The organism is Flavobacterium aestuarii (assembly GCF_040049115.1).
In the GTDB taxonomy this organism is placed as follows: domain Bacteria; phylum Bacteroidota; class Bacteroidia; order Flavobacteriales; family Flavobacteriaceae; genus Flavobacterium; species Flavobacterium aestuarii.
Map to the genome: position 1 here is coordinate 1 of NZ_JBDLZZ010000023.1, position 22,869 is coordinate 22,869.

The following is a 22,869-nucleotide window of genomic DNA, read 5'->3' on the forward strand; positions in this document are numbered from 1 at the left end:
ACATAGAAGAATTTAATAATCAAATTAATTACAAAAATGTAGCTTAACTTAATGTGTAGTTTTTATTTGCATATCCAATGACTGGGTGTATACATATACAGAATATATTTTACAAAAACTTTTTCATCATTATATCGGTCTGTTCATCGTCGCCCAACTTGAAAATATGCTTGTCAAACTCCACAAATCCGTTTTTCTCGTAAAAACGGATAGCCCTCGGGTTTTTCTCCCACACACCCAACCATACATAGTTGGCTTTTTTTTCATTGGCTACCTGCAATGCTTTTTCGTACAATACCTGTCCGACCTTTTTGCCGTGGTATTCTTGCAATACATAAATTCTTTCTATTTCAAGGCTATTATTGTCTTTCAGCTCGGTTTGGGAAGCTCCAAAGTTTAGTTTTAGGTAACCGAGAACTTTTTCATCCATAACAGCAAAGAAAAACTCCGAATGTTTGTTGTTTAGTTCTTCAGTCAGCTTTTCGACAGAAAAACCATCCTCCAAATATTTTTTCATATTTTCTTCAGAATTACTTTCAGAAAATGTTTCTAAAAATGTTTTTTTACCTATTTCCTGTAACAGATTGATATCATCCAATGTTACCTTTTTGATTTCTATATTTTTCATATATTTTTAATTTTAAGTTCTTTTTAAATACTATCTATTTTAATGAGATACTACTTTAAGTCCAATAATTGAGCAGATTAATGTGGTAATGAAAAACAAACGCAAAAATGTGGCAGGTTCTTTAAATACAAGAATCCCCACCAACACAGTACCAACAGCACCAATACCTGTCCAAACTGCATAGGCGGTTCCAATAGGTAATGTCTGTGTTGCTTTTATCAGTAAACCCATACTGATACATAATGCCACTAAGAACCCTCCATACCATATATACATCTCTGTGCCCGATGTTTCTTTTGCTTTTCCTAAGCAAAAAGCAAAGGCAACTTCAAATAGCCCTGCAATAATTAAGATTAGCCAATTCATATTATGCTATTTTCCTTTTAAACATTCCATTCATAATTTATCCACTCTGTATTTTCCTTTGCTCCCAAACGTTCATAAAACTTTTTTCCACCCTCGTTCCATGGGGCAACAGTCCATTTTATTACTCCACAGTTATTAATTATTGCTTCTTCCTTTAAAGCATTCATTAAATGTTCGCCAATGTTTTGTCCTCTATACCTATCATTTACATAAAGTTCTTTCATATAAATTGCAGGTCTGTTCTGTGCAGTATATGGAAGAAAATAGTAAACTAACATCCCTACGATTTTATCTCCATCAACAGCAACTAAACAATAAAAATCAGGTGGAGACTTTACAAAACCACTCTCTTTTACTATTTCAGGAGTGATTGCAAAAGAATCAATATATTTTTCAAAAACAGCTAAGTCTTTCATTAGTATCCAAATTTTTTCGCAATCAGCTTCCACAGCTTTTCTAACATTTATTCCCTTTTCACTCATAACATTATTTTTATATTATATTGATAACCAATTTAATGTATTAAAAAAAAATTAATAATCTTTTTTGAGATTTCAAAAGTAATTGAATATTGGATTATATTTGTAGTCCAATTTAAAGAAAATGGATAGTCCAATTTTAGAGAGTTTATTTAGCTCAATTAAAATAAATGCGAATGCTGAAAGAGCAGTCTTTCTTCAATTGTCTGATGAGATACTGATTCTAATCAAGGTAGGGAAACTTAGCGCTGGTCAAAAATTACCATCAACAAGAGATGTAGCAAGTCTATTACATATCAATAGAATAACAGTATCTAAGGCATTTGAAGAATTGCAAACACAAGGTTGGCTGGAAAGTTTTGTTGGACGTGGTACTTTTGTCTCTTCACATATTCCAGCACACGATCCAAAAAAAATACAGAATGAAGTTTCAAATGAAGCACAAAAAATTGCTGGTTTTAAACTTTATGAAAATCGCTATTTATCCAATCCATATTTTATTCCTACAGCTGAAATTCATTTAGACGATGGTTATCCGGATCCCAAATTAGCACCACTTAAAGAGCTTTACAGAGCTTATCGAAATCAACTTACTCGAAGCGGGTTATATTACAAATTTGGTAGTTACAGTTTTCCTGATGGTTCGGAATTTTATAAGGATGCTTTATCTAATTATTTGAATGAAACAAGAGGCTTAAAGACTTCTATAAAAAATATATTATCAATACGAGGCACTTTAATGGGGATTAATCTTGTTTGTAATGCCTTAATTACCCAAGGTGATATTGTTGTTTCAGGGATACCAGGTTGGCAACGTGCAGAACATAATTTTTTACATGCTAAAGCAAAACATATTGGTATTCCAGTAGATGAACATGGTTTAGTTGTCGATGAATTAAAAAAAATATGTATGCAAAATAAGGTAAGAATGGTATATGTTACTCCTCATCATCACTATCCTACAACTGTTTCACTACGTATTGATAGAAGATTGGAACTTTTAAGATTGGCAAATGAATATGGGTTTATTATTTTTGAAGATGACTACGATTTTGATTTTCATTACAATCACCGTCCGTTACTTCCACTTGCAAGTGCGGATGAAAATGGAATGGTAATTTATTGTGGTTCCTTCAGTAAAAGTTTTTCTCCTGCTTTTCGTATGGGATATTTAGTCGCTTCAGAAAATGTAATAGAACATCTTGCTAATGTACGGGTACTACTTGACAGACAAGGAGACCATATTTTAGATAATTCAATGGCAGAACTACTAAACGATGGGACTATACAACGTTATTTAAGAAAGACCTTGAATGTATATGAAGAAAGGAGAAATCATTTTTGTAGTTTGCTAAAAAATGAGCTAAACGACATTGTTGATTTTTCAGAGCCTGAAGGAGGCATGACCGTATGGACTGAATTTGAGAAGTCTATAAATCTCGAAAAGTTAGCCCAAAAAGCGTATAATAAAGGGCTATACTTTTCTGACGGTAAAATACATAAATATCCCACCTATGACACAAATGGCACTAGGTTAGGTTTTGCTTCATCTTCTATTGAAGATTTAACAGAAGGAATAGATATTCTTAAAAAGTGCCTTTAATAATAATTTTTAATGAATTTATTTGTTATCCCATTTTTTCGGTTACTACAATCTCATTGATTCTAAATTTATTTTTTAAAACTTTCATATCCTCACTTACTTTTCTATCCAGAACTTTAGCATAGTGTTGCGTAGTTCTCAAATTTTTATGTCCAAGCATTTTACTTACGCTTTCGATTGGAACTCCATTAGTAAGTGTTACGGTCGTTGCAAAAGTGTGTCGAGCTATGTGAAAAGTTAATTCTTTTTCAATTTCACAAACTCCTGCTATTTCTTTTAAATAAGCGTTCATTTTTTGGTTTGATAGAATAGGGAGTAGTTTATCTTCATTTAAACATTGTGGATGATTTTCGTATTTATCGATTATCATTTGTGTTACAGGAAGAATTGGAATTTTAGAAGCACTTTCGGTTTTCTGTCTGTGCGTAAATATCCATTTCTCGCCATCTATACCATAGCTTATATGAGACTTTGTTAGGTTTTTGACGTCTATGTAGGCTAAACCAGTAAAGCAGCTAAAAAGGAAGATATCACGTACTAAAGATAATCGTTCTGTTTTAAAGTCTTTTTCTATTATAGTTTGAATTTCGGCTTCGTTGAGGTACACACGTTCTACTTCTTTGACTTTTGATTTATAGTTTGCAAATGGATTTTTATCGAGCCAATCATTGGCCAAACATATCTTGATTATTTTATTGAAATTCTTGATGTATTTCACAGCTGTATTGTTAGCACAGTTTCTAACGCTTCGTAGCCAAAATTCATAATCGGTTATAAAAGCATGATCAATCTTTGTAATATCGATATCGGAAACATTGTATTTCCATTGCATAAACTCGATAGTATGTTTCAATGAAGTTGTGTAGCGTTCCAGTGTTCCTGGAGCATATTCTTTTCCAACCAATTCTTTTATTTTGTTATTGTGGTCTTGGAAGATAGCAACTAACATTCTTTGTCTTTCTTCAGTTCCTAATATTTTTCTTTTGAAGTTTTCGATTGTAAGAGCTTCGTTTCGGTGGAGTAGTTCCATTTGCGCTTCTAAAACTTTCGCTTTCATCAAATCAAGGTAACTATTGATTGAACGTGCTTCTTCTGAAGTACCTTTCATTTTGGATAGTTCATTAGACCATTTTGTCTTTTCTACGAACTTTTTGGTACTGAACTCTAATCGTTTTCCATCAACTGTTAATCTTACATAAATAGGAAGTAGTCCGTTTGCATTGGCTTTTGTGCTTTTGGCATAAAAGTGAAGTGTGATTTTTGTTTTCATTGTGGTGACCAATTAATTATTACTCAATTTAATTTCCTAATTGAAAACAAACAAGATGTTTGATGAGTGAACAAGCTATTGAACAAGTCATTAAACCGCCTATTTGCAATACTTCCGAGAGTTTAGCGAGACCCTAATTTTGGATTTTTCTAGGGTCTCGATTTTATCTCGATTTAAATAAGATTTAATGAATAATTTGATATGGTTGCAAAAGAAAAAACCCCGTAAATCATAAGATTTACAGGGTTTTGCTACCTTTTAGGATTTTTTCAGCGGAGAAAGAGGGATTCGTCTGCTATAAAAGATACCAATAAAATCAATACTTCGCAAAGTATTTCATTTAAGTGACACCTTGACTGACACCTCCTTATTAGGATACAATTATCTTAAATTCAAAGTAGTCAAATATAAGCATAATTGCTTGAATAATAAAGCATCAAGGCTAAAATTTGAACTAGTTGTTTAATAGTATGCTTAGGCTCAATGGTTTAAAATGTAGTTGGGATTTAATCCGCATTTTAACCAAAAATCAAATGAGCGACTTGTTCATATTTTAATCCTGCATAGGAACAAAACTCATCGATAGTTAAGAACTCATTTTCGAGCTTGTTGAGGTCAGTTTTTACTTTTTGCATTAATCGGGTACTTTGGCGATAACTCTTACCTGTTATACGCTGTATGTCCTTCGGATAGATGCAAATCCTCTGCTTTTCTATTTTCATACATTATCTATGCCTTTAACTAGGCTTTGATTAGCTTGAACTTGCTGATAAGCAATGTTTAAATTTATACAAAAATAAGGATTTTTGAAATATAATTTTCATTTGTGACTTTCTATGATTTATGACGCTTTTAAGTAGGTATTTATGCCTATTTAAGCCATTTGTGTCACTTTGTGACATATCGAACTGTACTTGCTTTTTTCTTCTGTTTTATTGGCTAAAATTTGTTCCGAAATCAATCTACAGCTGTTGCAACAGGATGATGATTTAGACAATTTATTAATCTAAATTTTAGGAATTATGGCAAGACAGAAAGGCATAATTAAATTAAAAGGTACTATCGGAGATATTACTTTTTATAAAACCAAAGACGGGCACTTGGCACGTGAAAAAGGCGGAATAGATGCGAGCAGAATTGCGAGTGATCCTGCATTTCAAAGAACGCGTGAAAATGGTTCTGAATTTGGTCGTGCTGGTAAAGCAGGCAAAATTTTAAGAACTGCTTTTAGAGCTGTTCTAATCAATTCTGCGGACAGCAGAATGGTAAGCCGACTAACTCAACAAATGATTAAAGTTATCCAAGCTGACACTACTAGTGTGAGAGGTTTACGAAATGTAATTGATGGCGAAGCCGAGCTTTTAGCAGGTTTTGAGTTCAATATTCAAGGAAAATTAGGCACTAGTTTATTTGCTCCATTTGTAGCGACAATTAACCGTGTATCGGGAGATATTACAGTCGATTTAGCTTCGTTTGCCCCATTGAATATGATTTCGGCACCAAGTGGGACAACACATTATAAAATCATTTCTGCAGGGGCAGAAATTGATTTTGAAGCGGAAACCTTTGTTGTTTCCAATTCAGAAACGGCTATTTTGCCTTGGGATATCAATCCAACGGTTGCGATTAATCATTCTAATCCTGTTACACCTGCTAGTACAAAACCATTGTTTTTAGCTTTGGGATTGGAGTTTTACCAAGAGGTAAATGGTCAGATGTATTCGTTGAAAAACGGTTCTTACAATCCATTGTCGATTGTGAAAGTAGATAGCGGTGTATAATGGTTATTTCAATAACTAGAACTTATTTCCCTGACGGAACGAATGGTAAACTCGAATGCGAGGGTAAATTCATCTGTAATACTATTGAATTGCCTTGGAAAAATAACGAAACGAAAGTTTCCTGCATTCCGGAAGGGAAATATTTTATAAAAAAGCGATACAGCAAGAAATTTCAATGGCATTTGGAAATAATTAATGTAAAAAATAGAAGCTTTATTCTATTTCATCCTGCCAATAATGCTTTAAAAGAATTGAATGGCTGTATTGCTCCGGTAACGAAACTTTCAGGACCTGGTTTGGGGCTTATGTCCCGAAAAGCTTTTACTAAATTAAAAAACTTGGTTTACAAAGCTTTAGATAATGAAAGTGTAACATTAATTATTAAATCATAAAATTCTAATTATGAATGTAGTAAAAAGAGCGAAAGCTCCAACTCCAAAATTTTTCAAAGTGCTTCGAAATGTAGGTTTGGGATTGGTGGCTGTTGGCGGAACAATTTTGACTGCGCCTGTGGCTTTGCCTGTCATTGTTACTTCTGTAGCAGGCTATTTGGCGGTTGCTGGAGGTGTTATTTCAGCAGTTAGCCAATTGACAACAGAAAAAAACGATGGATCACAGTAATTCGACAGTAATGGGTACCGCTGGCGGTACATTTTTGAGTGTTTTGCCGAATTTACATTCGGAAGATGTTCTGAAAACGATAATTCTAGCCACTCTTGGGGCAATAGTTAGTTTTTTAATATCTTTGATACTCAAAATTTTCATTAAGAAGCACAAAACATAGTTTAACTCTCGTTGTGGTGACCCTTTGGGTTAAACTAAAAATGCCCTTTCCGACGGATTGGGCATTTTTTTGTCGAAAAATTAATTTTCTTCGAAAAGGTTCAAAGTAATTTCTTCAATTACGACTTCGGCAAATGAACAATACAGATTATTGTATTTTGCGCTGTCAATTGCCTTATGTCTACTGTCGAATACTCCAAAAAAAACTCTTGATGCTTTGGATTTCCAAATGTCGGTTTGGTACAAAATAAATAGTTTCATTTATGAAAATTTAAAGTTAGAAATTGGTTTTATTTTTTGGAATAGCGATACAGAATCACTCTTCTTAAATCATTGATGAGGTTGATGTTCTCGTGAAATTGTTTTTCCTTTTTTTCTAAAAGTTTGAGGGCTGTGATGTTTTTTTGATGTTCTTCGTGTTCCTGCATTATTGCACTTGCTTTTGGATTAAATTCTTTTGAAAAATCCGGAAGGCGTAAAAACGGAATAACAGAACCAACTAAATATTGATGCCAAAACTTGGTTTTCCATAAGCTGTAAGCCACAAAATAAATATTTTCGCAATCTTCCTCGTTTTGAAAAATGATCACAAAACTGTTCGTAAATGGCTCTTTTTGTGGCTTTCCGCTGTTCATCCCTTTGTTTAATATGAATAAATGAGGCTTTGTATAAGCGGTATCTTTTTGGTGGGTTTTGATGATGAAATTTGGCATACTTTCGGTTTTTAAGATAATGTGCCTCGCTGAACTTGCCACACATATAATTTTTTAAAAGAAAAAAGGAAAAAAAAGAAAGTCGTCTCTCAAGTGGAGGTTTCAAGAAAAGCAAGTTTTTTCAAGAAAATACTACCCGGGATTTTAGGATGTAGTTGTTCGGAAGTGGAGTTTGGATTTTATAAGAAAGTGTTGAAGCGAAACGAAAACGTAGGGTGGAGATTTTATTGAAAACCCGTAGGGCTTGAACTTTCTTTTCTTGAAACTGGAACTTACCTTTACTTTCTTTTTATTTATTTTTTTATTTTCCTCGTGACCGATAGATTTCTTATGAAATGCGATCTAAAAACGTTGATTAGGAAGATAGAAGTTCTTCAGAAAGGGTATGGATTTTTAAAACAGAAAAAAGAAATATAAAACCCATTCCGATTATTTTTCTGGTTTGAAAATCCATACTCTTTCCTGGACTTGATTTTGTGGGTGTAATAAATTGCTTTATCCAAATCGTGATTTTTAGAAATGAACTCAAAAAGCAATTTATTACACTTACAAAAACAATGAAAAGATAATTCCTAGTGTGATGGGGCAGTAGCGCAGGCAAGTGTGTGGTTTTTTATTTGCTTACTGGGGTGTTTCTGATTGTTTTTATGATGGCTTGATACCACAAATGTTCTTGAAAGAATTAGATTTTCCGTTACCAAATAATGTACTATGAAATTGATATGGTATCTTGGCCATCGTGAAAACAATTACTTCTATAATTTCTGGCAAATAAAACAACCACACTCTTGCCGGGTTTTTTGGTTTTATGGGTAGAAAAATGGCTTTATCCATAGGCAAATCAACTACAGATTAAAGCCATTTTTTTACTCATAAAAGCAATGCAAACACTACCGATTTAAACATAAAGTTGCTAAAAACAGTGACTGTTAAAGTTCTTGAAAGCAAGTGATTCCGTAAAACTTCCTATGAAATGGCGAACGTTGTTAAAGACAGTGGCGAAGGACGGTTTTTTTTATTGCCGGCAGGTGCGAGGGAGCAAAAAAAAAAAGTTGTCCTGGAGCCACTGGCTAGCGCGTTGGGTGCGGGGCTGTTTTACATAAATGATATTATAACTTCATTGCAAAAACCAAAAAACAATATAAAAGCTTTGTGATGAATTATAATACTCAATTATGTAACACAGCTTGGGGAAAGTTTTTGTTGCTCTACCATTAAATTTTCTTTTAAACCGTAAACGTTCTAGGGCGTACAAAAACTTTAGGAGCGTTGGCAAAGGAGTGGCAATTGGAATGTAAAATGTCTTTTGTTACAATTCAGGTTTATATTTTACAAAAAAAAGTACTTGCTTAAAAAACAAGTACTTTCAAATTTTTAGTAAATAGTGTTTAATAGGTATTAAATTGCTATTGCAAAATATTTCTTTCTGAACCAAAAAGCAACGTTTACTAATGCAATTAATGCAGGAACTTCAACCAACGGACCAATTACACCTGCAAATGCTTGTCCGCTATTGATACCAAAAACACCAATGGCTACTGCAATTGCTAATTCAAAATTATTTCCTGTTGCTGTAAATGCAATTGCTGTAGATTTTGAATAATCTGCACCAAAATATTTTCCGATGAAAAAACTAACTACAAACATTACAACAAAATAAATAACTAATGGAATTGCAATACGGATAACATCCATAGGGATTTGTATAATAAGTTCTCCTTTTAAACTAAACATGATTAAAATTGTAAATAACAACGCTACTAATGTTATTGGAGATATTACAGGAACATATTTAGTTTGAAACCATTCTTCGCCTTTTAATTTGATTAATGTATATCGGCTGATTATTCCGAGTGCAAACGGAATTCCTAAATAGATACCCACGCTTTCTGCAATTTGTCCGATGCTGATATTTACTTCAAAACCTGTATAGCCAAAATATGGTGGCAAAATAGTAATGAAAAAATAGGCATAAACGCTGTAAAGCAATACTTGAAAAATACTATTTAAAGCGATTAAGCCCGCTCCATATTCCCGATTTCCTTCGGCTAAATCATTCCAAACCACAACCATTGCGATACAACGTGCTAAACCGATTAGAATTAAACCAATCATATATTCGGGATAACCTTTAAGGAAAAGCAACGCTAACGAAAACATTAATATCGGACCCACAATCCAATTGAGGAATAGTGATGCCCCGAGAACTTTTGTGTTTTTGAACACTTCGCCCATTTGTTCGTATTTTACTTTTGCCAATGGCGGGTACATCATCAAGATTAAACCAATTGCCAATGGGATGTTGGTTGTTCCGCTTGAAAATGAGTTGATGAAACCGCTACTTGATGGTATGAAATAGCCAATTGTAACTCCAATAGCCATTGCAAGGAATATCCAAAGAGTTAAAAAACGGTCTAAAAAGCCTAGCTTTTTTCTTTCTACTACTGGTGCACAATTATTAGCAGACATAATTATTGTTTGATTTGAGAAAAGACGTAAAACATTTCAGTTGCAATTTGCAAACTTCTTTCTTCGTATTTTTCTGCTTGTTGTGGTGTATTATCAAATGCTTTCGGGTCTTCAAAAGTAATTGGAATACGTTTCTCAGCACCTGCGATAAAAGGACAGCCTCCATCAGCTTGCGAGCAAGTCATTATCGCTACAAATTCGCTTTCTGGGTTAAAGGCATCATCATAAACTTTAGAAAAGCCAATAATTGGATGTTCGTTTTCGGCATATTTTATAGTATAAACAGGATTACTTCCTTCAGAAATGGTTTTAATTTTAAAACCTTGTTTCTCCAAAGTTTTTGCTACCATTGGAAACATTGCAGTTGCTTCCGTTCCGCCAGAATAGCAAAAAACATCTTTTATATTGAAATATGATGAAGCAGTTTGCGCCCAAACTTGTGACAAATGACTTCTTCTGGAATTGTGTGTGCAAATTAAGTTTAGTCGAATTTCTTTCTTATTTGTGACTTTGGTTTGAATATAATCTACAAGCGGTTGTAATGTTTCTTTACGTTCTGCAGGGATGTTTTCAATGTTTAAATTTTTGATTAGGTTTTCTATTTCTGAAAACAGGATGTGTTGTGTTGTTGTCATTTTTTATATGTTTTTTTGGTTGGAGCTAATATCCGTTTCTTAAATTCTCTGCAAACTCGTTAGGTAAAATACTATCTTCAATAGCTTTTGAGGCTTTTTCAATATCGTAGTTAAAACGAATGAATTCTACATTTATACTTTTCTCGTTTAACATTGAAGTTTGTTTGTTCAGTTCTAAAATGACATAACAGCCTTTATTGTTATTATCTTTAGGTTTTCCAACTGAACCAATATTAATAGCATGTTTATGGTTAGTAACACCGTGAGCCTGAATATCCAAAACCTTATGAAATGGCTTGTGAGTGTGACCAAAACATAAAATATCTGCTTTTGAAGCATTCATCATTTCTATTAATTCATTTTTTGGTCGGTCTTCGTATATGTATTCATTTATTGAATTAGGGCTACCATGAACTAATAAAATAACAATTGTTTCAGTATTGAATTTGAATTCTAATCGAATATTCGCAGGGAGTGTTTTTAAATATGACCGATTATCTTCGGTTAGTAATTGATTGGTAAATTCTTTGGAAATTGATCCGTTATTTAAAATCGTTACATCAATTTCTTTTCGAGTATTGACCATATTTCCAATGGCTTCATCGTGATTTCCGGCAATGGTTACAATGTTTCGGTTTCTAATTTCATTAATAATTTCATTAGGCCAAATATTGTAACCCACTAAGTCTCCCAAACAATATAAAGCATCCACATTTCTATTTTCAACATCAGCAAAAAAAGCTTCTAAAGCAGGTAAATTGGCGTGTATATCACTAAATAATGCTATTCTCATTTTCTTGAAGTTTCATTTTTAGCAACAGTTCCCATCAGGACTACAACAAGGTTCGTTGTTTTTATCTGATACTGTTTGTTTTTTTGATGGAATTCCACATTGGTCCTGAGCTAAACAAGCAGTTTGCTTGTTAACTAACTCAAAATTTTCTCCGTTGAATTCTAAATCGTATTTACCGATTGTAGTATCTTGATATTCAACTTCAATCTCGAAGTCTTTAATGCCTAAAACTTTTTCCGATAATGCTATAATGTCTAAAAGTTTTTTAGGTTTTAGTCTGTGTTCAAAATCGTTTGCATCCCAAAGTTGGAAATTGACAACAGTTTCATTGCGAACTGTTCCACCACAATCTATAAAGTTTTTGGTTACTAAACCAACTTCGGTAACGTGAAAATGTTCTGGGACAAAAGTTCCATCTGGTAGTTGAAAGTTTACAGCTTCAAGTGTACTTAATTGAGTTTTAATTTCTGAAAGTTTCATAATATGAGTTTTTAATTTAACAACAATCTGTTTTCTTTTTTTCAATATGTTCATGTATGTTTTGGAAAAAGCTTTTGACTTTTTCAAAACCGTTCTCATCAATGCAATAGCAAATTGAGTTTCCTTCAACACTCCCTTTTATTAATCCAGCGTTTTTTAATTCTTTTAAATGTTGTGAAACTGTTGGTTGTGCTAACGGCAATTCGTTTACAATATCTCCACAAATACAAGAATTGACTTTTAAAATGTGTTCTATAATTGCAATTCGGGCAGGATGACCGAGTGCTTTTGCCAAAATAGCTAGTTCGTTTTGATTTTCTGTAAAGAAGTCTGTTTTAGATGCACCCATAGTAATATATTTATATTGCAATATTACGATATGTTTTTGAATAAAAAAAATGAAAGTAAATAAACATTGATTTTTTAAAATTATATCAAATCTATGGATACTAAAAGTAATTAGCGAAATGAAGCAAACAAAGAATTGATGCTAGGAACACTTGGACTAGGAGCAATTTTTGTGAAGCTGAATGAGATAATGGATTGTAAAAAACATTTTTATTCACCCACTTATTCACCCATTTTTGGGTAGATATAGTGTAAAATCCAAACACCACCTTTTGTTCCTTCACGTTCTAATAAACCTTTTCTTTTAAGTACTTCTAAATTATTATCTATTGCAGTGCTACTAAAATCAGTCAATTGCTGTAAATCAGATTTTTTTATTGCTAGATTTTGATGAATGGCTTTTAAGATTATAATTTGCTTTTCTGATAAATTATTCACCCACTTATTTACCCACATTTCGAAATCAAAAGGTCTTCTGAAAGTTACTGTAAACATTCCATCGGTATAAAATTCAGGAGGTGTTAATCCTTCTTCTTTCATTAAGTCACGCATTCTGCTGATACCTGAACCAATTTGTTCTACTAATCGCATTCTCTCGAATAAGCCAAAAATTAAAGGGTTTCTACTGGAACTTTTTTTACCAAATTCATTTTTTGCAATCGAACTTACTAGTCCGCCCGGATTTGTAACTTCAACACGATCATTGAAAAGTTCTATCGTAATTCTTCCTCCTTTGTCGTAATAATCTCTATGTGCCAATGAATTTATAATGGCTTCTTTGAAAACGGTTTCTGGAATTTCCCATAATTCTTTTCTTGCTTTACCACCTTCATTTTCAATATCGTATCGTACATTTAGTTTAGATTTAAGCCAAATCATACTTTGTTGGTATTGCTGGAATAATGTGCCTGTCATTATTTTATCATCAATAATGTATCTTTTGTCTAAACCATCGAAAGCTACACAGCGAATAACTGCTTTTTCAAAAAAGCGTTCTGGTTCTTTGGCAAAAAATAAAACAGCGCCGTTTTTTAAATAGCCTTCATTACTGATTAGCCTCAAATTACTAAAAACTTGCTCATCAGAAGTGTTGTTTACTAATCCTGCTTCAAATCTAAAAGCATCAATATTTATTTTTGGGACGTCTTTTTTGATGTCAATTTCTGTACAGGAAGTTTCATCAAAATAGATTTTTTCAGCCTGCTGAAAAAAATTTCTCATTTCTTCAACCGTAGTCAGTTTTTGAGAATTTGGTCCTTGACGAACATAAATTGCACCTGATAAAACATAAGGTTTGTTTTGACCTGATGGTACTTCAATAACTGCAACATTTTTACCCTCAACATCAACTATATAGAAATCACATTGTAATGGTGGCGAAATTTCTCCGATAGAATTTTGTATCGCAGAACGCTTAGAATTATCAATAGTAACACCTTTGATACTATTTTTATCATCAACACCGATTAATACAATACCGCCTGAAGCATTGGCAAAAGCACATACTTCCTCTGTAATTCCTTTTAGATTGGTTGGCAGGTTTACTTTGAATTCAGCATTAAATCCTTCTCCAGAGCTTACTATTGATTTTATTTCTGTTGGGTTTAGCATTTGTTTTAATACATTCCTAAAAATGAGTAGCCTAAATTATTCAGTCTATAATTCATTGCTTGGCTACTGACTTTAAAAACGTCTGAAAGATGAATTATTGGATCAACATCTGGAGGAATGTTTTTTATTTCTTCATCAATAAAAACTTTTGGCATAAGTAATGATGCCCCAAAAGAATTTGCTTCTTTTTCTTTTAAAAGTTCTCCAGTTGTAGAATCAGAATTTCGATAAAGAATTTTTTCGTTTTTATTAATAAATAATGGAGTGTCTTTATGTAGAACGAAATGTCCTAACTCATGTGCAATAGTAAACTTTTGTCTTTGCGGAGCTTCGTTCTCATTATATCGAATGTAGGGCTTTTGTTCTTTTATGACAAATAGTCCTGAAATTGAACTGTCAAGCGTGGCAGGTTTTACATCAACACCCAAATGTTCAGCTATTTTAAAAACATCTATCTTATTTGGAGTGTCAATTTTTAATTCAGATAAAATATTAAATGTCAGCTCTTCTATTTTTTTATAAAGTATCATAACTATATACTATTTAATATATTTTCAAGGCTTTCTTTTTGAGATAAATCTAGATTTTGTGTATCTAAAATTTTAGATAATTCGGGATTATTAGAATTTAAATTTGATTGAATTTCTTCATTTGCGGGTATTAAATCATAAATACTAATCTTGAAAAATAAAGATAACTCATAAAGAAGAAATAATGGGATTTGATGTCTTCCTAATTCAATATTAGAAATTGAAGCTCTTGATAAGTTTAAGTGTAAAGAAAGGTCTTCCTGACTTAAACCTCTTTCTGTTCTTAAGGATTTAATTCTGTTACCAATCATATAGTAGAGAATACCTTTAAAGTCTCTCATGATGTATAGATTTTAAAATATGGTGCAAAGATACGTTATGTTTATCATAATAGCAAATAGTATGCCATATTGACAGATGTGTAAATGTTTTATGGTTTTGGCATAATGATTGTTTTTGTGTCAGATGTATAAACAATAAAAAATAGACAATGACTGATTATTTTATTACAGGTGTCTGGAAAGACGCGAATGGAAACATCACGGATGTTTTTTTACATGAGAACAGTAATAACGGATTTGAAAAAGGTATAAGAAGCTCTGAAAAATCTGTTATTCAATTAATTAAAAATGGTAAAACCATAAAGACCTTGATATGGAATTATCCTAATTGGAAGCAAAAGGCAGAGGTAATTGTTGTTCAAGATTACTTAAGGACAAAGCCAAATGATAGTGAAAAAGACAATTTAGACAACTTAATTGATATGAACGCTTATAATTTAAAATAATATGGATAAAAATTTACATTTAGATTCGGTAATTAAAACGCATCAAATTGCCAAAGAAGAACAGCTTTTAAACAAGCACAAAGAAAAGAACAAAGAGGTTAAGGAAGCTTTGGAAGAAAAGTATGGAGATACTATTTATTCTCCGTTTAGTTCAGGTTCATACGCAAAAAATACGGCTATGAATACCAAGTTTGATTTTGATATGGTTTCACCATTTAAGAGAAATGCCTTTGGTTCAAAAGGAACACTAAAAGAAATGTTCGAAGATGTTTATGATTTTTTAAATGGAAAATATAGCGATGTGGCCACAGTCAGAAAACAAAAAGTTTCAGTTGGAATTGAATTTTACAGTGACAATGATGGTGATATTGTGAAAATTGATGTTGTTCCGGGTAGAGAATTAAATCAAGACCAGTATGCGAATGATGAAAATTTGAATTTATATGTGTATCATAAGTATGGTAATTATGATGCTGGGAGTGAAAGAATTAAAACTAATGTTCAGGCACAAATTAAAAATATTAAAGACAGGGCGACTAAAGAAAAGGAATCCATTAGAAAAATTATTCGTCTTTTAAAAGTCTGGAAAAATACTAAACATAATTATCCTACTAAATCATTCTTTTTAGAACTGATTACAATTAAAGCTTTTGATAATAAAGAAATTACGGGTAATCTATGGAATAAATTAAAAGCCGTATTGGAGTATATTCGTGATGAAGTAACGAAAGATACTTTTACTCTTAAGGATCCTGGAAACAGCTCTAATGATTTGATTGATTCATTAACTGAATATGAAAGAGAAATTCTTTCTTATGATATGAAAAATATGCTTGAGAGAATTGAAGATAATGATGAAAACATAAAAACTTATTTTCCTGAAAATGCAAAATTTGTTGAAGAAGAAAAATCCGATAACAAGTATGGAAATAAAGGAAATGGATTCTATACTAATCCACCAAAAAACGAAAGATTCGGTTAATTGATGGATAAACGACTACATGAAATACAACAAATCATTTCTGAACTAAATGGAGTTTCAATTGAGATTCCATTTAGTTCAGATTCTGATTATAATATTATTGGCAAAATCAAGGTATCGATAGATGATAGTGACGAAACTTTAATTTTTGACATTAAGATTTATCCTGAATATCCTTCAAAAAGATTAAATACTGAGTCAATAACATTTTTTAATACTGATCTTTTAGAATATGGTCACGTTATGGGGAATGGCTCTATTTGTATTCATACTTCTCATAATATAGATTTAAAGAAAAAAATTGAAATTGACATTAATTCATTGAAAAGATGGATTGTGAAATATTATTTGAATAAAGAAAATGATAATCATTATGAACATATAATTCTTCAGCCGAAAGAATTTAATAACATTCATTTTTCTTATTTATTCACAGAAGTCGATTATTCATTTAATAAAAATCAATTTGGATTTTTTGAATATTCAAAAATAAATGATGGACTATATTTTGACAAAACGATTAATAATAATATTGTTCAAAATTTTAAAGATCCTTTTAGTAGAACTATCACAGAGTGTAAATGGAGTAGTCATATTAAACAATTCACAAATAATAATAGTGGGTTATTTGTTTTTCTAGATAATCCGCCTACAATAAAGAAAAAGTTTATAATCAGTAATTGGAAAAATTTAGAAAATTTAGTCACGCAAGACTTTTTTAAATTTTTATACAAAGTCCAAAAAGATAATCAAAAAATAAAAGGAAATCCAATTCCTTTATTAATAGGTTATAAAATTTCGGAATTAGAAATACATTGGCAAGTAGCAATTTTAGAAATCGGGAAATTCCCCATTGAATCTTATAAAGAAAATCAAATTTGGAAAGGTAGATTTATTGATGAAAATATTATTTGGAATATAACAAGAAACTGCTCCTATGATTATTTTTTTGGAAGGGGGAAATTGGCAGATAAGATTACCAAGAGTAAAATTTTAATCATTGGTGTGGGTGCTATAGGAAGTATTGTTGCTACAACTTTGACAAGAAGCGGTTGTACTAGTATTGATATTGTTGATTTTGATATAAAAGAACCGGAAAATGTCTGTAGATCAGAATATTCATTTTTAACAGGTTTATGTAATAAAGCTAATGATTTATTTAATGAATTAATTAGTATTTCACCATTTGTAGAAATTGGGATTTTAGACAGTGCTAAGTTGCATTTTTATTCAAAGATATTACAAGGTATAAATGCTAATAAAAGCAAATTAGAAGCGTTAGCCGACTATGACTTAATTATTGATTGTTCAACTGATAATGATTTATTGTACATTTTAAATCAGGTCGATTTAAAACGTTTTATAACACTATCAGTAACAAATAATGCAAAAGATTTAGTCTGCTCGGTAGAGCCAAATAGTTATGATTGGGTTATGAATCAATTTGAGAATGTTTTAGAAAATGATTTGGAAGATATCCATAATCCGACAGGCTGTTGGAGTCCAACTTTTAAAGCTTCTTATAATGACATAAATACATTAGTACAATTTGCAATAAAACATTTGAATTTAAAATTTTTAGATGAAAGTAAAGTATTAAGGAACTTTATTTTGAAAACGGAAGATAAAAATGGGTTTAATATTAAACTGAACGAATTTTGATATATAGAAATAAAGAAATAGGATTAATAATTAGTATTGAGGATACTTTGCTTTCTAATATTATTGAAATTGGAGTTAAACATTATCCAAATGAATTTGGAGGTTTTCTGATAGGCTATTATTCAAGTGATCAAATTCAACTTAACATTACTGATACAATTCTTCCAAATAAATATAAAGCAACACCGTATTTGTTTGAGAGAGATACCGTTGGTATAGAAGATAAATTAAAAAATTATTATGCCGAAAACCCTCAAAAATATTATGTGGGTGAATGGCATACACATCCGGATAATTTACCCATTCCTAGCAGTACTGATATTAATGCCATTAATTCAATAACAAATCATAAAGATGTTTCAATAACAAATCCTGTGATGTTAATTATAGGTTATAATAAAACCAAGACTGAACTTGGTTTTTATGTTCAATTTAAAAATAAATTATATAGATATGAGCCATAGAGAAAATATTAACATGAAAAGTCTTTTTCTTGGATTACAAAAAACTATGAAAGAAGATTTAGAATCATTGAGATCTAACACACCACATGAACCTACTAAAGGAGATGGTTCAGAAAACGTATGGGTTGATTTTTTTGAAAAATATCTTCCTAAAAGATATTCTGTAACAAAAGCGATAATAATCGATTATGAAGGAAATAGAAGTGATGCGATTGATATTGTGATTTATGATACCCAATATACCCCATTCATTTTAAATAAAAGAGGTGTTATATACATCCCAGTAGAAAGTGTTTATGCTGTCTTTGAGGCAAAACAAGAAATTTCAAAATCAAATATTGAATACGCTGGAAAAAAAGTTGAAAGTGTAAGAAAACTCAATAGAACAACGGCTCCGGTTGTTGATAAAGGAGTGGTTAAAAAGGCACCTGAATTGTTTAATATTTTAGGTGGTTTTTTATGTTTAGATAATTCCTGGGTAGATCCAATTAATAATTCTAAACCTTTTAATGATTGTATTAGTAGTTTAAAAGGTTTAGAGCAAATAAATATAGGTTGTGTTTTGAATGATATGTCTTTTGTAAATACTGAAGTAAATGGTGCATTTGAAACTAAATTTAGTACTGCTGATGAAACATTGATTTATTTCTTCTTAAAATTGGTTTCTGAATTACAAAAATTAGGTACTGTACGGCCTATCGATTTAAATAAATATATTGACCAATTAGATTCCCAATAAATGAGTTTAAATATTAATCATAAAGAGCCTAAAAATTGGAGAGAATTGCAATTGTTTGTAAGTGAAATACTTAATGAATGTGGGTATGTAACACAAATTGAAAAAACTATTCAAACATTACGAGGTAAAGTTGAGATTGATGTTTATGCAGAAAAAGAAGAGGGTATTAAAACAATAATCTTGTGTGAATGTAAATTTTGGAAAAATAATATTCCACAAACTGTAGTTCATTCATTAAGGTCAGTTATTAATGATTATGGTGCAACAAATGGATTCATAATTTCAAAAGTTGGATTTCAATCTGGAGCCATAGAAACAATAGATAAATCCAATATTTCTCTTTTAACTTGGTCTGATTTTCAAGAATTATTTTTATCAAAATGGTTAGATAATATTATTGAAAGAAATCATAAAATAGGTAGGGAGTTATTACCATTCACAACAGGTATGGGGTTCTTTTATGATATATATCAAACGTTAGATGAAGAAAAACAAAAAAGCATAAATTCAGTTATTAAATCATATAGTAGATTTGAAATTTTTAGTCAAAAAGATTTATATTATGACTTTAATGAAAATAAAATTTCGATAAATAACATTGATGAAATTATAAGTGAAATCAAATTAAAATTACCCGTCAAGATTCAATCCTATCAAGATTATTTTAATTTTATTTATAAATATTGTGATGAAGCATTAACTAAAATTGATTTAATAATTGGTGAAAGAATAAGGAAAATATATTAGAAATGAACAAAGCTTTAAAATATGCAACTAATGGAGCATTAATATTTGGTATCGGAAACGCTACAATTAATGTTTTTCAACAATTAAACAACCGAAATTCTAATCAAAAATTTGATTGGATAAAATTTTTGAAAGCATTTGGAAACGGAGCTTTAGTCGGTGGAACTAAAGGTTAATATTATGGTTTTGTATAGTTTAAAATATCAAAAGTTAGCTTCGAAAAAGGTCTTTTATAATAATATTGATGGTTGAAATTCGTTCCATAAAGAGTAGTCCTTAATTGACTTAATGAAGGACTTTTACTAAGAGGTAATTGATTACTAATAGCATTTATATATCTCAATGGATACATTCTTTGTTTATTGAGAATGTCTTTTATTATCTCTTTATGGGTTCTATATCTATCAAGTAAACCTATTGTTGAAATAGAATTTTTAAATTCATCTTTATATTTAGTTTTAATTAGAACTAGATTTAATTCTAATTTACTAGTATCTGTAATAAAACCAGCTCCTGTCGGATTTAGTAGAAAAAAATAGGAATCATTAACGTTTATGTTTTGATGGGGATTAAAAAAATCTATATTTTGATCTAATTTAATAAAATTACAGACTTTACAACAAGGAATTAAATTAAAGAATGAAATGGCTAAAAAAGGATAATCCGTTTTGGAGTAGATATGATCCCAATCAAATGTTCTTCTAACAGGATTGACACCTACTTTGTATCTAAATGAATACGTAAAATTTTCATTACAATATGGACAAGTGAAGATGTCTAAGTTATCGGCTAAATACGAAGATGAATATTTAGTGTCGAGTTTTTTATTTTCGTAAATTCCTTTAATAAAATAATCATACAGCGTTTCGAGGTCAAAATTTTTGTTGATTTGTTCTCTGTCTGCTAAAGGCAGTGAGTCAAAATAAGTTTTAATTTCATATAATTTTTCAGGACTAGCTTTTAACAAATCCTCAAAATCACTTATAAATCCATTAAAATAGTTTTTTATCAAACTATCTATTTTTTTAGTACTATATTTTTTAGCAGTTGTGTTACAATAGTCTAGAATAGATTCTGAATGAGTTTCTAAAAAAGATTTGTAATTTGAGTAATGTACACTAATCATTTTTTGTACTAGATTTATTGGTTTTAATAAGCTCGAAAAATTCATCAAAATTTTTCATTTTTTTGAAATCAATCATTTTTTGAATTTCGTCTCTAATTAAAGATTCACCTATTAGTTTATTAAAATTTTCAACTTCAAGAATATCGTTAAACTCGGATTTTTCATCATTTAACCACTTTATAGCTTCATTAATTTTATCAAAAGCAAACTCACTAATAAATTCCTTAACATAGAATCCATCATTGAAAAGTTCAAAAATATTACCTCCCATAGTTGGCAAATGGTTTTCAGAGTTAGATACTTTACAATTTCCTTTTTCATCTTTTTTTAAAAATATCAAATTGTGTTTTGGAATATCTGAAACTATAAAAGGAGAATGAGAGGTAATAATTATTTGGATTTTTTTATCATATTTCTTACCATAATGTTGAAAGAATTGATATATGGTATTAATATATTTTCTCTGCCACTCTGGATGTAAATATAATTCTCCTTCATCAATACTTATAATTATATTCTCCTTATTCGAATGCTTAAATGCTTCGTGAAATTCTGATAATTGATATAAGATTGCATCTTCACCTGAACTAAATGGTGTAATACTGTAATTTATTACAGCTTCTGATTTGAAATCAGTTATTAAAAGTATTTCTTTTAAAAAGTTCCATAAATACTCGTTTATTGAAAGCTCAAAATTTCCATTACCAAAAAACTCTTTAGATTCTGATATTTCAATATTTTCAAGTAAAACATTTAAATTCTTTAATAAGTCATTTATTTTATCAATCTCATAATTTTGTTTCTCACTTTTGTGAGAAATTAAAAATCCAAATATTGAGTTAAAAATATTACCATCTAAAGGAAGTGATTTAACAAATACTGATAAATTCTCTACATATCCAAGTTTACCAGTTCGTTTAAAAAAATCATTATAAAAAGCGAAAAATAAATAATGGAATATAACTCCTTTTTTTAATTTTTCTTTAAAGTTTCCTTCTTCGTTATATAATTTAAAACAATGCTTAGATATTTCTACTAATCTATTAAAATCATACTCAGATTTTTCTATCAATTTAATTGTCTCAGGAAAAATATTTTCATTGAACCATATTGTTATTTTTTCTGGAAACTTAATATCTCCTATAATTGAAAATTGATTTTCAATACTATCAGAAAGAAAATTGACCATTCTTTCTAATCTTTCATTTTGATATATAGACTGTAAATTAAAGCTTTCTTCTAAAAGTAAATACGTTTTTTCACCTTCCTTCTTCTTATTGTAATCTTTTAAATATTCAGATACCTTATTAGGGGAAAGTGATTGACGCAACTGATAATCAACTGAACGGTCTAAAGGATTGTCTAATCCTAAGTAGTTTACGTTTTGGTTTGAACTTAAATTTGAATAAAAAATTAAGTCAATTTCTTTGAAAGGGTTTATGTTTTTCTTTTGGATTATTTTTTTATTTTCTTCAGAGAATATTCCTTTCTTAGGTAGTAAAATATTTAATGCTTGTTTTTTTCCAAAACTAAAAAAGGTACTAACATAATCAATTATTTCAAACTCGTTTTTTTGTTCATTTTCAAAAATAAGAATGACATTATTCACTAATGGTTTTTCAGCATTAATTACATTTATTAATTTTAATAAAGAGCTTTTTCCAGAGCCATTTATACCTATTATTCCAGAAATATTTCTTATTTCAGAAGTACCAAATAAGTTGTAATAGTCAGTTGTATCGTGAGCATTAATATTTAAAATTCTTTTCTCTTGGTCAAAATTGAAGGAGTAAGTATTTCTACCTCCAAAATTGAAACCTTGATTTTTAATTTTCATAAAATCTTCAACCCAAATTGCTACTAGTTTCATTTT

Annotated in this window: 28 protein-coding genes; 12 read left to right on the top strand and 16 right to left on the bottom strand. The window is 30.4% G+C overall.

Going from position 1 to position 22,869, the window contains the following annotated elements; genetic code table 11:
• Window positions 1–109: 109 nt before the first annotated feature.
• The 3 genes from ABEG11_RS17550 to ABEG11_RS17560 are packed head-to-tail and all read right to left on the bottom strand — an operon-like array spanning window position 110 to window position 1,476.
• A complete protein-coding gene (locus ABEG11_RS17550; protein ID WP_348825487.1) occupies window positions 110–628 on the bottom strand; it encodes a GNAT family N-acetyltransferase in 519 nt (172 codons plus the stop codon).
• Between the two features lie 39 nt (window positions 629–667).
• Window positions 668–994, bottom strand: coding sequence for a DMT family transporter (locus ABEG11_RS17555; RefSeq protein ID WP_348825488.1), 327 nt, complete (start codon window positions 992–994; stop codon window positions 668–670).
• Between the two features lie 17 nt (window positions 995–1,011).
• Window positions 1,012–1,476, bottom strand: coding sequence for a GNAT family N-acetyltransferase (locus ABEG11_RS17560; protein WP_348825489.1), 465 nt, complete (start codon window positions 1,474–1,476; stop codon window positions 1,012–1,014).
• Between the two features lie 121 nt (window positions 1,477–1,597).
• Here ABEG11_RS17560 and ABEG11_RS17565 point away from each other — a divergent pair, with 121 nt between their 5' ends.
• A complete protein-coding gene (locus tag ABEG11_RS17565; RefSeq protein WP_348825490.1) occupies window positions 1,598–3,076 on the top strand; it encodes an aminotransferase-like domain-containing protein in 1,479 nt (492 codons plus the stop codon).
• 25 nt (window positions 3,077–3,101) lie between these two features.
• Here ABEG11_RS17565 and ABEG11_RS17570 read toward each other — a convergent pair whose 3' ends face one another.
• Window positions 3,102–4,346, bottom strand: coding sequence for a site-specific integrase (locus ABEG11_RS17570; RefSeq protein WP_348825491.1), 1,245 nt, complete (start codon window positions 4,344–4,346; stop codon window positions 3,102–3,104).
• A 1,022-nt stretch (window positions 4,347–5,368) separates the two neighbouring features.
• Here ABEG11_RS17570 and ABEG11_RS17575 point away from each other — a divergent pair.
• From ABEG11_RS17575 to ABEG11_RS17585, 3 genes are read left to right on the top strand one after another with little or no spacing between them, the layout of a single operon-like run.
• A complete protein-coding gene (locus tag ABEG11_RS17575; RefSeq protein WP_348825492.1) occupies window positions 5,369–6,127 on the top strand; it encodes a hypothetical protein in 759 nt (252 codons plus the stop codon).
• On the top strand, window positions 6,127–6,519 hold the full coding sequence (locus tag ABEG11_RS17580; RefSeq protein ID WP_348825493.1) for a DUF5675 family protein: 393 nt from the start codon (window positions 6,127–6,129) through the stop codon (window positions 6,517–6,519). The genes ABEG11_RS17575 and ABEG11_RS17580 overlap by 1 nt, the downstream gene beginning before the upstream one ends.
• A 10-nt stretch (window positions 6,520–6,529) precedes the next feature.
• The gene (locus ABEG11_RS17585) at window positions 6,530–6,748 is read left to right on the top strand and encodes a hypothetical protein (protein WP_348825494.1); all 219 of its coding nucleotides are present in this window, start codon (window positions 6,530–6,532) and stop codon (window positions 6,746–6,748) included.
• Between the two features lie 243 nt (window positions 6,749–6,991).
• On the opposite strand, the gene ABEG11_RS17590 is transcribed toward ABEG11_RS17585, so the two are convergent.
• Both ABEG11_RS17590 and ABEG11_RS17595 read right to left on the bottom strand, forming a co-directional pair.
• Window positions 6,992–7,171 (bottom strand): hypothetical protein, encoded by a 180-nt coding sequence (locus ABEG11_RS17590; protein WP_348825495.1) that lies wholly within the window; start codon window positions 7,169–7,171, stop codon window positions 6,992–6,994.
• Window positions 7,172–7,200: 29 nt separating this feature from the next.
• The gene (locus tag ABEG11_RS17595; RefSeq protein ID WP_348825496.1) at window positions 7,201–7,623 is read right to left on the bottom strand and encodes a DUF6943 family protein; all 423 of its coding nucleotides are present in this window, start codon (window positions 7,621–7,623) and stop codon (window positions 7,201–7,203) included.
• A gap of 973 nt (window positions 7,624–8,596) precedes the next feature.
• On the opposite strand from ABEG11_RS17595, the gene ABEG11_RS17600 reads away from it, so the two are divergent.
• Entirely contained in the window at window positions 8,597–8,779 is a 183-nt protein-coding gene (locus tag ABEG11_RS17600; RefSeq protein WP_348825497.1) for a hypothetical protein, read from the top strand.
• 242 nt (window positions 8,780–9,021) lie between these two features.
• Here ABEG11_RS17600 and arsB read toward each other — a convergent pair whose 3' ends face one another.
• The 8 genes from arsB to ABEG11_RS17640 form a co-directional block, all read right to left on the bottom strand.
• On the bottom strand, window positions 9,022–10,092 hold the full coding sequence (gene arsB, locus ABEG11_RS17605; RefSeq protein WP_348825498.1) for an ACR3 family arsenite efflux transporter: 1,071 nt from the start codon (window positions 10,090–10,092) through the stop codon (window positions 9,022–9,024).
• Between the two features lie 2 nt (window positions 10,093–10,094).
• The gene (locus tag ABEG11_RS17610; RefSeq protein ID WP_348825499.1) at window positions 10,095–10,727 is read right to left on the bottom strand and encodes an arsenate-mycothiol transferase ArsC; all 633 of its coding nucleotides are present in this window, start codon (window positions 10,725–10,727) and stop codon (window positions 10,095–10,097) included.
• Window positions 10,728–10,752: 25 nt separating this feature from the next.
• Window positions 10,753–11,520, bottom strand: a complete 768-nt coding sequence (locus ABEG11_RS17615) for a metallophosphoesterase family protein (protein ID WP_348825500.1) — start codon at window positions 11,518–11,520, stop codon at window positions 10,753–10,755.
• An 18-nt stretch (window positions 11,521–11,538) separates the two neighbouring features.
• On the bottom strand, window positions 11,539–12,000 hold the full coding sequence (locus ABEG11_RS17620; RefSeq protein ID WP_348825501.1) for a DUF6428 family protein: 462 nt from the start codon (window positions 11,998–12,000) through the stop codon (window positions 11,539–11,541).
• Window positions 12,001–12,016: 16 nt separating this feature from the next.
• The gene (locus ABEG11_RS17625) at window positions 12,017–12,349 is read right to left on the bottom strand and encodes an ArsR/SmtB family transcription factor (RefSeq protein WP_348825502.1); all 333 of its coding nucleotides are present in this window, start codon (window positions 12,347–12,349) and stop codon (window positions 12,017–12,019) included.
• A 221-nt stretch (window positions 12,350–12,570) separates the two neighbouring features.
• Entirely contained in the window at window positions 12,571–13,959 is a 1,389-nt protein-coding gene (locus tag ABEG11_RS17630) for an ATP-binding protein (RefSeq protein ID WP_348825503.1), read from the bottom strand.
• Between the two features lie 5 nt (window positions 13,960–13,964).
• Window positions 13,965–14,489, bottom strand: coding sequence for an ImmA/IrrE family metallo-endopeptidase (locus ABEG11_RS17635; protein WP_348825504.1), 525 nt, complete (start codon window positions 14,487–14,489; stop codon window positions 13,965–13,967).
• 2 nt (window positions 14,490–14,491) lie between these two features.
• The gene (locus ABEG11_RS17640; protein WP_348825505.1) at window positions 14,492–14,830 is read right to left on the bottom strand and encodes a helix-turn-helix transcriptional regulator; all 339 of its coding nucleotides are present in this window, start codon (window positions 14,828–14,830) and stop codon (window positions 14,492–14,494) included.
• A 149-nt stretch (window positions 14,831–14,979) separates the two neighbouring features.
• Between ABEG11_RS17640 and ABEG11_RS17645 the strand changes: the two genes are divergently transcribed.
• From ABEG11_RS17645 to ABEG11_RS17675, 7 genes are read left to right on the top strand one after another with little or no spacing between them, the layout of a single operon-like run.
• A complete protein-coding gene (locus ABEG11_RS17645; protein WP_348825506.1) occupies window positions 14,980–15,276 on the top strand; it encodes a DUF3892 domain-containing protein in 297 nt (98 codons plus the stop codon).
• A 1-nt stretch (window position 15,277) separates the two neighbouring features.
• Window positions 15,278–16,258 carry a nucleotidyltransferase gene (locus ABEG11_RS17650; RefSeq protein ID WP_348825507.1) on the top strand — a complete coding sequence of 327 codons (981 nt, stop codon included), beginning with the start codon at window positions 15,278–15,280 and terminating at the stop codon, window positions 16,256–16,258.
• A 3-nt stretch (window positions 16,259–16,261) separates the two neighbouring features.
• Window positions 16,262–17,920: a ThiF family adenylyltransferase gene (locus ABEG11_RS17655; protein WP_348825508.1), complete on the top strand. Its 1,659-nt coding sequence runs from the start codon at window positions 16,262–16,264 to the stop codon at window positions 17,918–17,920.
• Window positions 17,917–18,384 (top strand): Mov34/MPN/PAD-1 family protein, encoded by a 468-nt coding sequence (locus ABEG11_RS17660; protein ID WP_348825509.1) that lies wholly within the window; start codon window positions 17,917–17,919, stop codon window positions 18,382–18,384. The genes ABEG11_RS17655 and ABEG11_RS17660 overlap by 4 nt, the downstream gene beginning before the upstream one ends.
• Entirely contained in the window at window positions 18,374–19,123 is a 750-nt protein-coding gene (locus tag ABEG11_RS17665) for a DUF6602 domain-containing protein (protein WP_348825510.1), read from the top strand. Before ABEG11_RS17660 ends, ABEG11_RS17665 begins: the two co-directional genes overlap by 11 nt.
• Window positions 19,124–19,870: a restriction endonuclease gene (locus ABEG11_RS17670; RefSeq protein ID WP_348825511.1), complete on the top strand. Its 747-nt coding sequence runs from the start codon at window positions 19,124–19,126 to the stop codon at window positions 19,868–19,870.
• Window positions 19,871–19,872: 2 nt separating this feature from the next.
• On the top strand, window positions 19,873–20,046 hold the full coding sequence (locus ABEG11_RS17675; protein ID WP_348825512.1) for a hypothetical protein: 174 nt from the start codon (window positions 19,873–19,875) through the stop codon (window positions 20,044–20,046).
• A 2-nt stretch (window positions 20,047–20,048) separates the two neighbouring features.
• On the opposite strand, the gene ABEG11_RS17680 is transcribed toward ABEG11_RS17675, so the two are convergent.
• On the bottom strand, window positions 20,049–20,996 hold the full coding sequence (locus ABEG11_RS17680) for a hypothetical protein (protein ID WP_348825513.1): 948 nt from the start codon (window positions 20,994–20,996) through the stop codon (window positions 20,049–20,051).
• Window positions 20,989–22,866, bottom strand: a complete 1,878-nt coding sequence (locus ABEG11_RS17685) for an AAA family ATPase (protein ID WP_348825514.1) — start codon at window positions 22,864–22,866, stop codon at window positions 20,989–20,991. Before ABEG11_RS17685 ends, ABEG11_RS17680 begins: the two co-directional genes overlap by 8 nt.
• Between the last annotated feature and the right edge of the window lie 3 nt (window positions 22,867–22,869).

Coding starts and splice junctions, on each gene's coding strand:
- ABEG11_RS17675 (WP_348825512.1), top strand. CDS start 19,873: ATGAACAAAGCTTTAAAATATGCAACTAATGGAGCATTAATATTTGGT.
- ABEG11_RS17550 (WP_348825487.1), bottom strand. CDS start 628: ATGAAAAATATAGAAATCAAAAAGGTAACATTGGATGATATCAATCTG.
- ABEG11_RS17555 (WP_348825488.1), bottom strand. CDS start 994: ATGAATTGGCTAATCTTAATTATTGCAGGGCTATTTGAAGTTGCCTTT.
- ABEG11_RS17580 (WP_348825493.1), top strand. CDS start 6,127: ATGGTTATTTCAATAACTAGAACTTATTTCCCTGACGGAACGAATGGT.
- ABEG11_RS17655 (WP_348825508.1), top strand. CDS start 16,262: ATGGATAAACGACTACATGAAATACAACAAATCATTTCTGAACTAAAT.
- ABEG11_RS17685 (WP_348825514.1), bottom strand. CDS start 22,866: ATGAAACTAGTAGCAATTTGGGTTGAAGATTTTATGAAAATTAAAAAT.
- ABEG11_RS17560 (WP_348825489.1), bottom strand. CDS start 1,476: ATGAGTGAAAAGGGAATAAATGTTAGAAAAGCTGTGGAAGCTGATTGC.
- ABEG11_RS17645 (WP_348825506.1), top strand. CDS start 14,980: ATGACTGATTATTTTATTACAGGTGTCTGGAAAGACGCGAATGGAAAC.
- ABEG11_RS17570 (WP_348825491.1), bottom strand. CDS start 4,346: ATGAAAACAAAAATCACACTTCACTTTTATGCCAAAAGCACAAAAGCC.
- ABEG11_RS17670 (WP_348825511.1), top strand. CDS start 19,124: ATGAGTTTAAATATTAATCATAAAGAGCCTAAAAATTGGAGAGAATTG.
- ABEG11_RS17650 (WP_348825507.1), top strand. CDS start 15,278: ATGGATAAAAATTTACATTTAGATTCGGTAATTAAAACGCATCAAATT.
- ABEG11_RS17625 (WP_348825502.1), bottom strand. CDS start 12,349: ATGGGTGCATCTAAAACAGACTTCTTTACAGAAAATCAAAACGAACTA.
- ABEG11_RS17585 (WP_348825494.1), top strand. CDS start 6,530: ATGAATGTAGTAAAAAGAGCGAAAGCTCCAACTCCAAAATTTTTCAAA.
- ABEG11_RS17620 (WP_348825501.1), bottom strand. CDS start 12,000: ATGAAACTTTCAGAAATTAAAACTCAATTAAGTACACTTGAAGCTGTA.
- ABEG11_RS17615 (WP_348825500.1), bottom strand. CDS start 11,520: ATGAGAATAGCATTATTTAGTGATATACACGCCAATTTACCTGCTTTA.
- ABEG11_RS17590 (WP_348825495.1), bottom strand. CDS start 7,171: ATGAAACTATTTATTTTGTACCAAACCGACATTTGGAAATCCAAAGCA.
- ABEG11_RS17640 (WP_348825505.1), bottom strand. CDS start 14,830: ATGAGAGACTTTAAAGGTATTCTCTACTATATGATTGGTAACAGAATT.
- ABEG11_RS17665 (WP_348825510.1), top strand. CDS start 18,374: ATGAGCCATAGAGAAAATATTAACATGAAAAGTCTTTTTCTTGGATTA.
- ABEG11_RS17565 (WP_348825490.1), top strand. CDS start 1,598: ATGGATAGTCCAATTTTAGAGAGTTTATTTAGCTCAATTAAAATAAAT.
- arsB (WP_348825498.1), bottom strand. CDS start 10,092: ATGTCTGCTAATAATTGTGCACCAGTAGTAGAAAGAAAAAAGCTAGGC.
- ABEG11_RS17630 (WP_348825503.1), bottom strand. CDS start 13,959: ATGCTAAACCCAACAGAAATAAAATCAATAGTAAGCTCTGGAGAAGGA.
- ABEG11_RS17575 (WP_348825492.1), top strand. CDS start 5,369: ATGGCAAGACAGAAAGGCATAATTAAATTAAAAGGTACTATCGGAGAT.
- ABEG11_RS17680 (WP_348825513.1), bottom strand. CDS start 20,996: ATGATTAGTGTACATTACTCAAATTACAAATCTTTTTTAGAAACTCAT.
- ABEG11_RS17610 (WP_348825499.1), bottom strand. CDS start 10,727: ATGACAACAACACAACACATCCTGTTTTCAGAAATAGAAAACCTAATC.
- ABEG11_RS17595 (WP_348825496.1), bottom strand. CDS start 7,623: ATGCCAAATTTCATCATCAAAACCCACCAAAAAGATACCGCTTATACA.
- ABEG11_RS17635 (WP_348825504.1), bottom strand. CDS start 14,489: ATGATACTTTATAAAAAAATAGAAGAGCTGACATTTAATATTTTATCT.
- ABEG11_RS17600 (WP_348825497.1), top strand. CDS start 8,597: ATGGCGAACGTTGTTAAAGACAGTGGCGAAGGACGGTTTTTTTTATTG.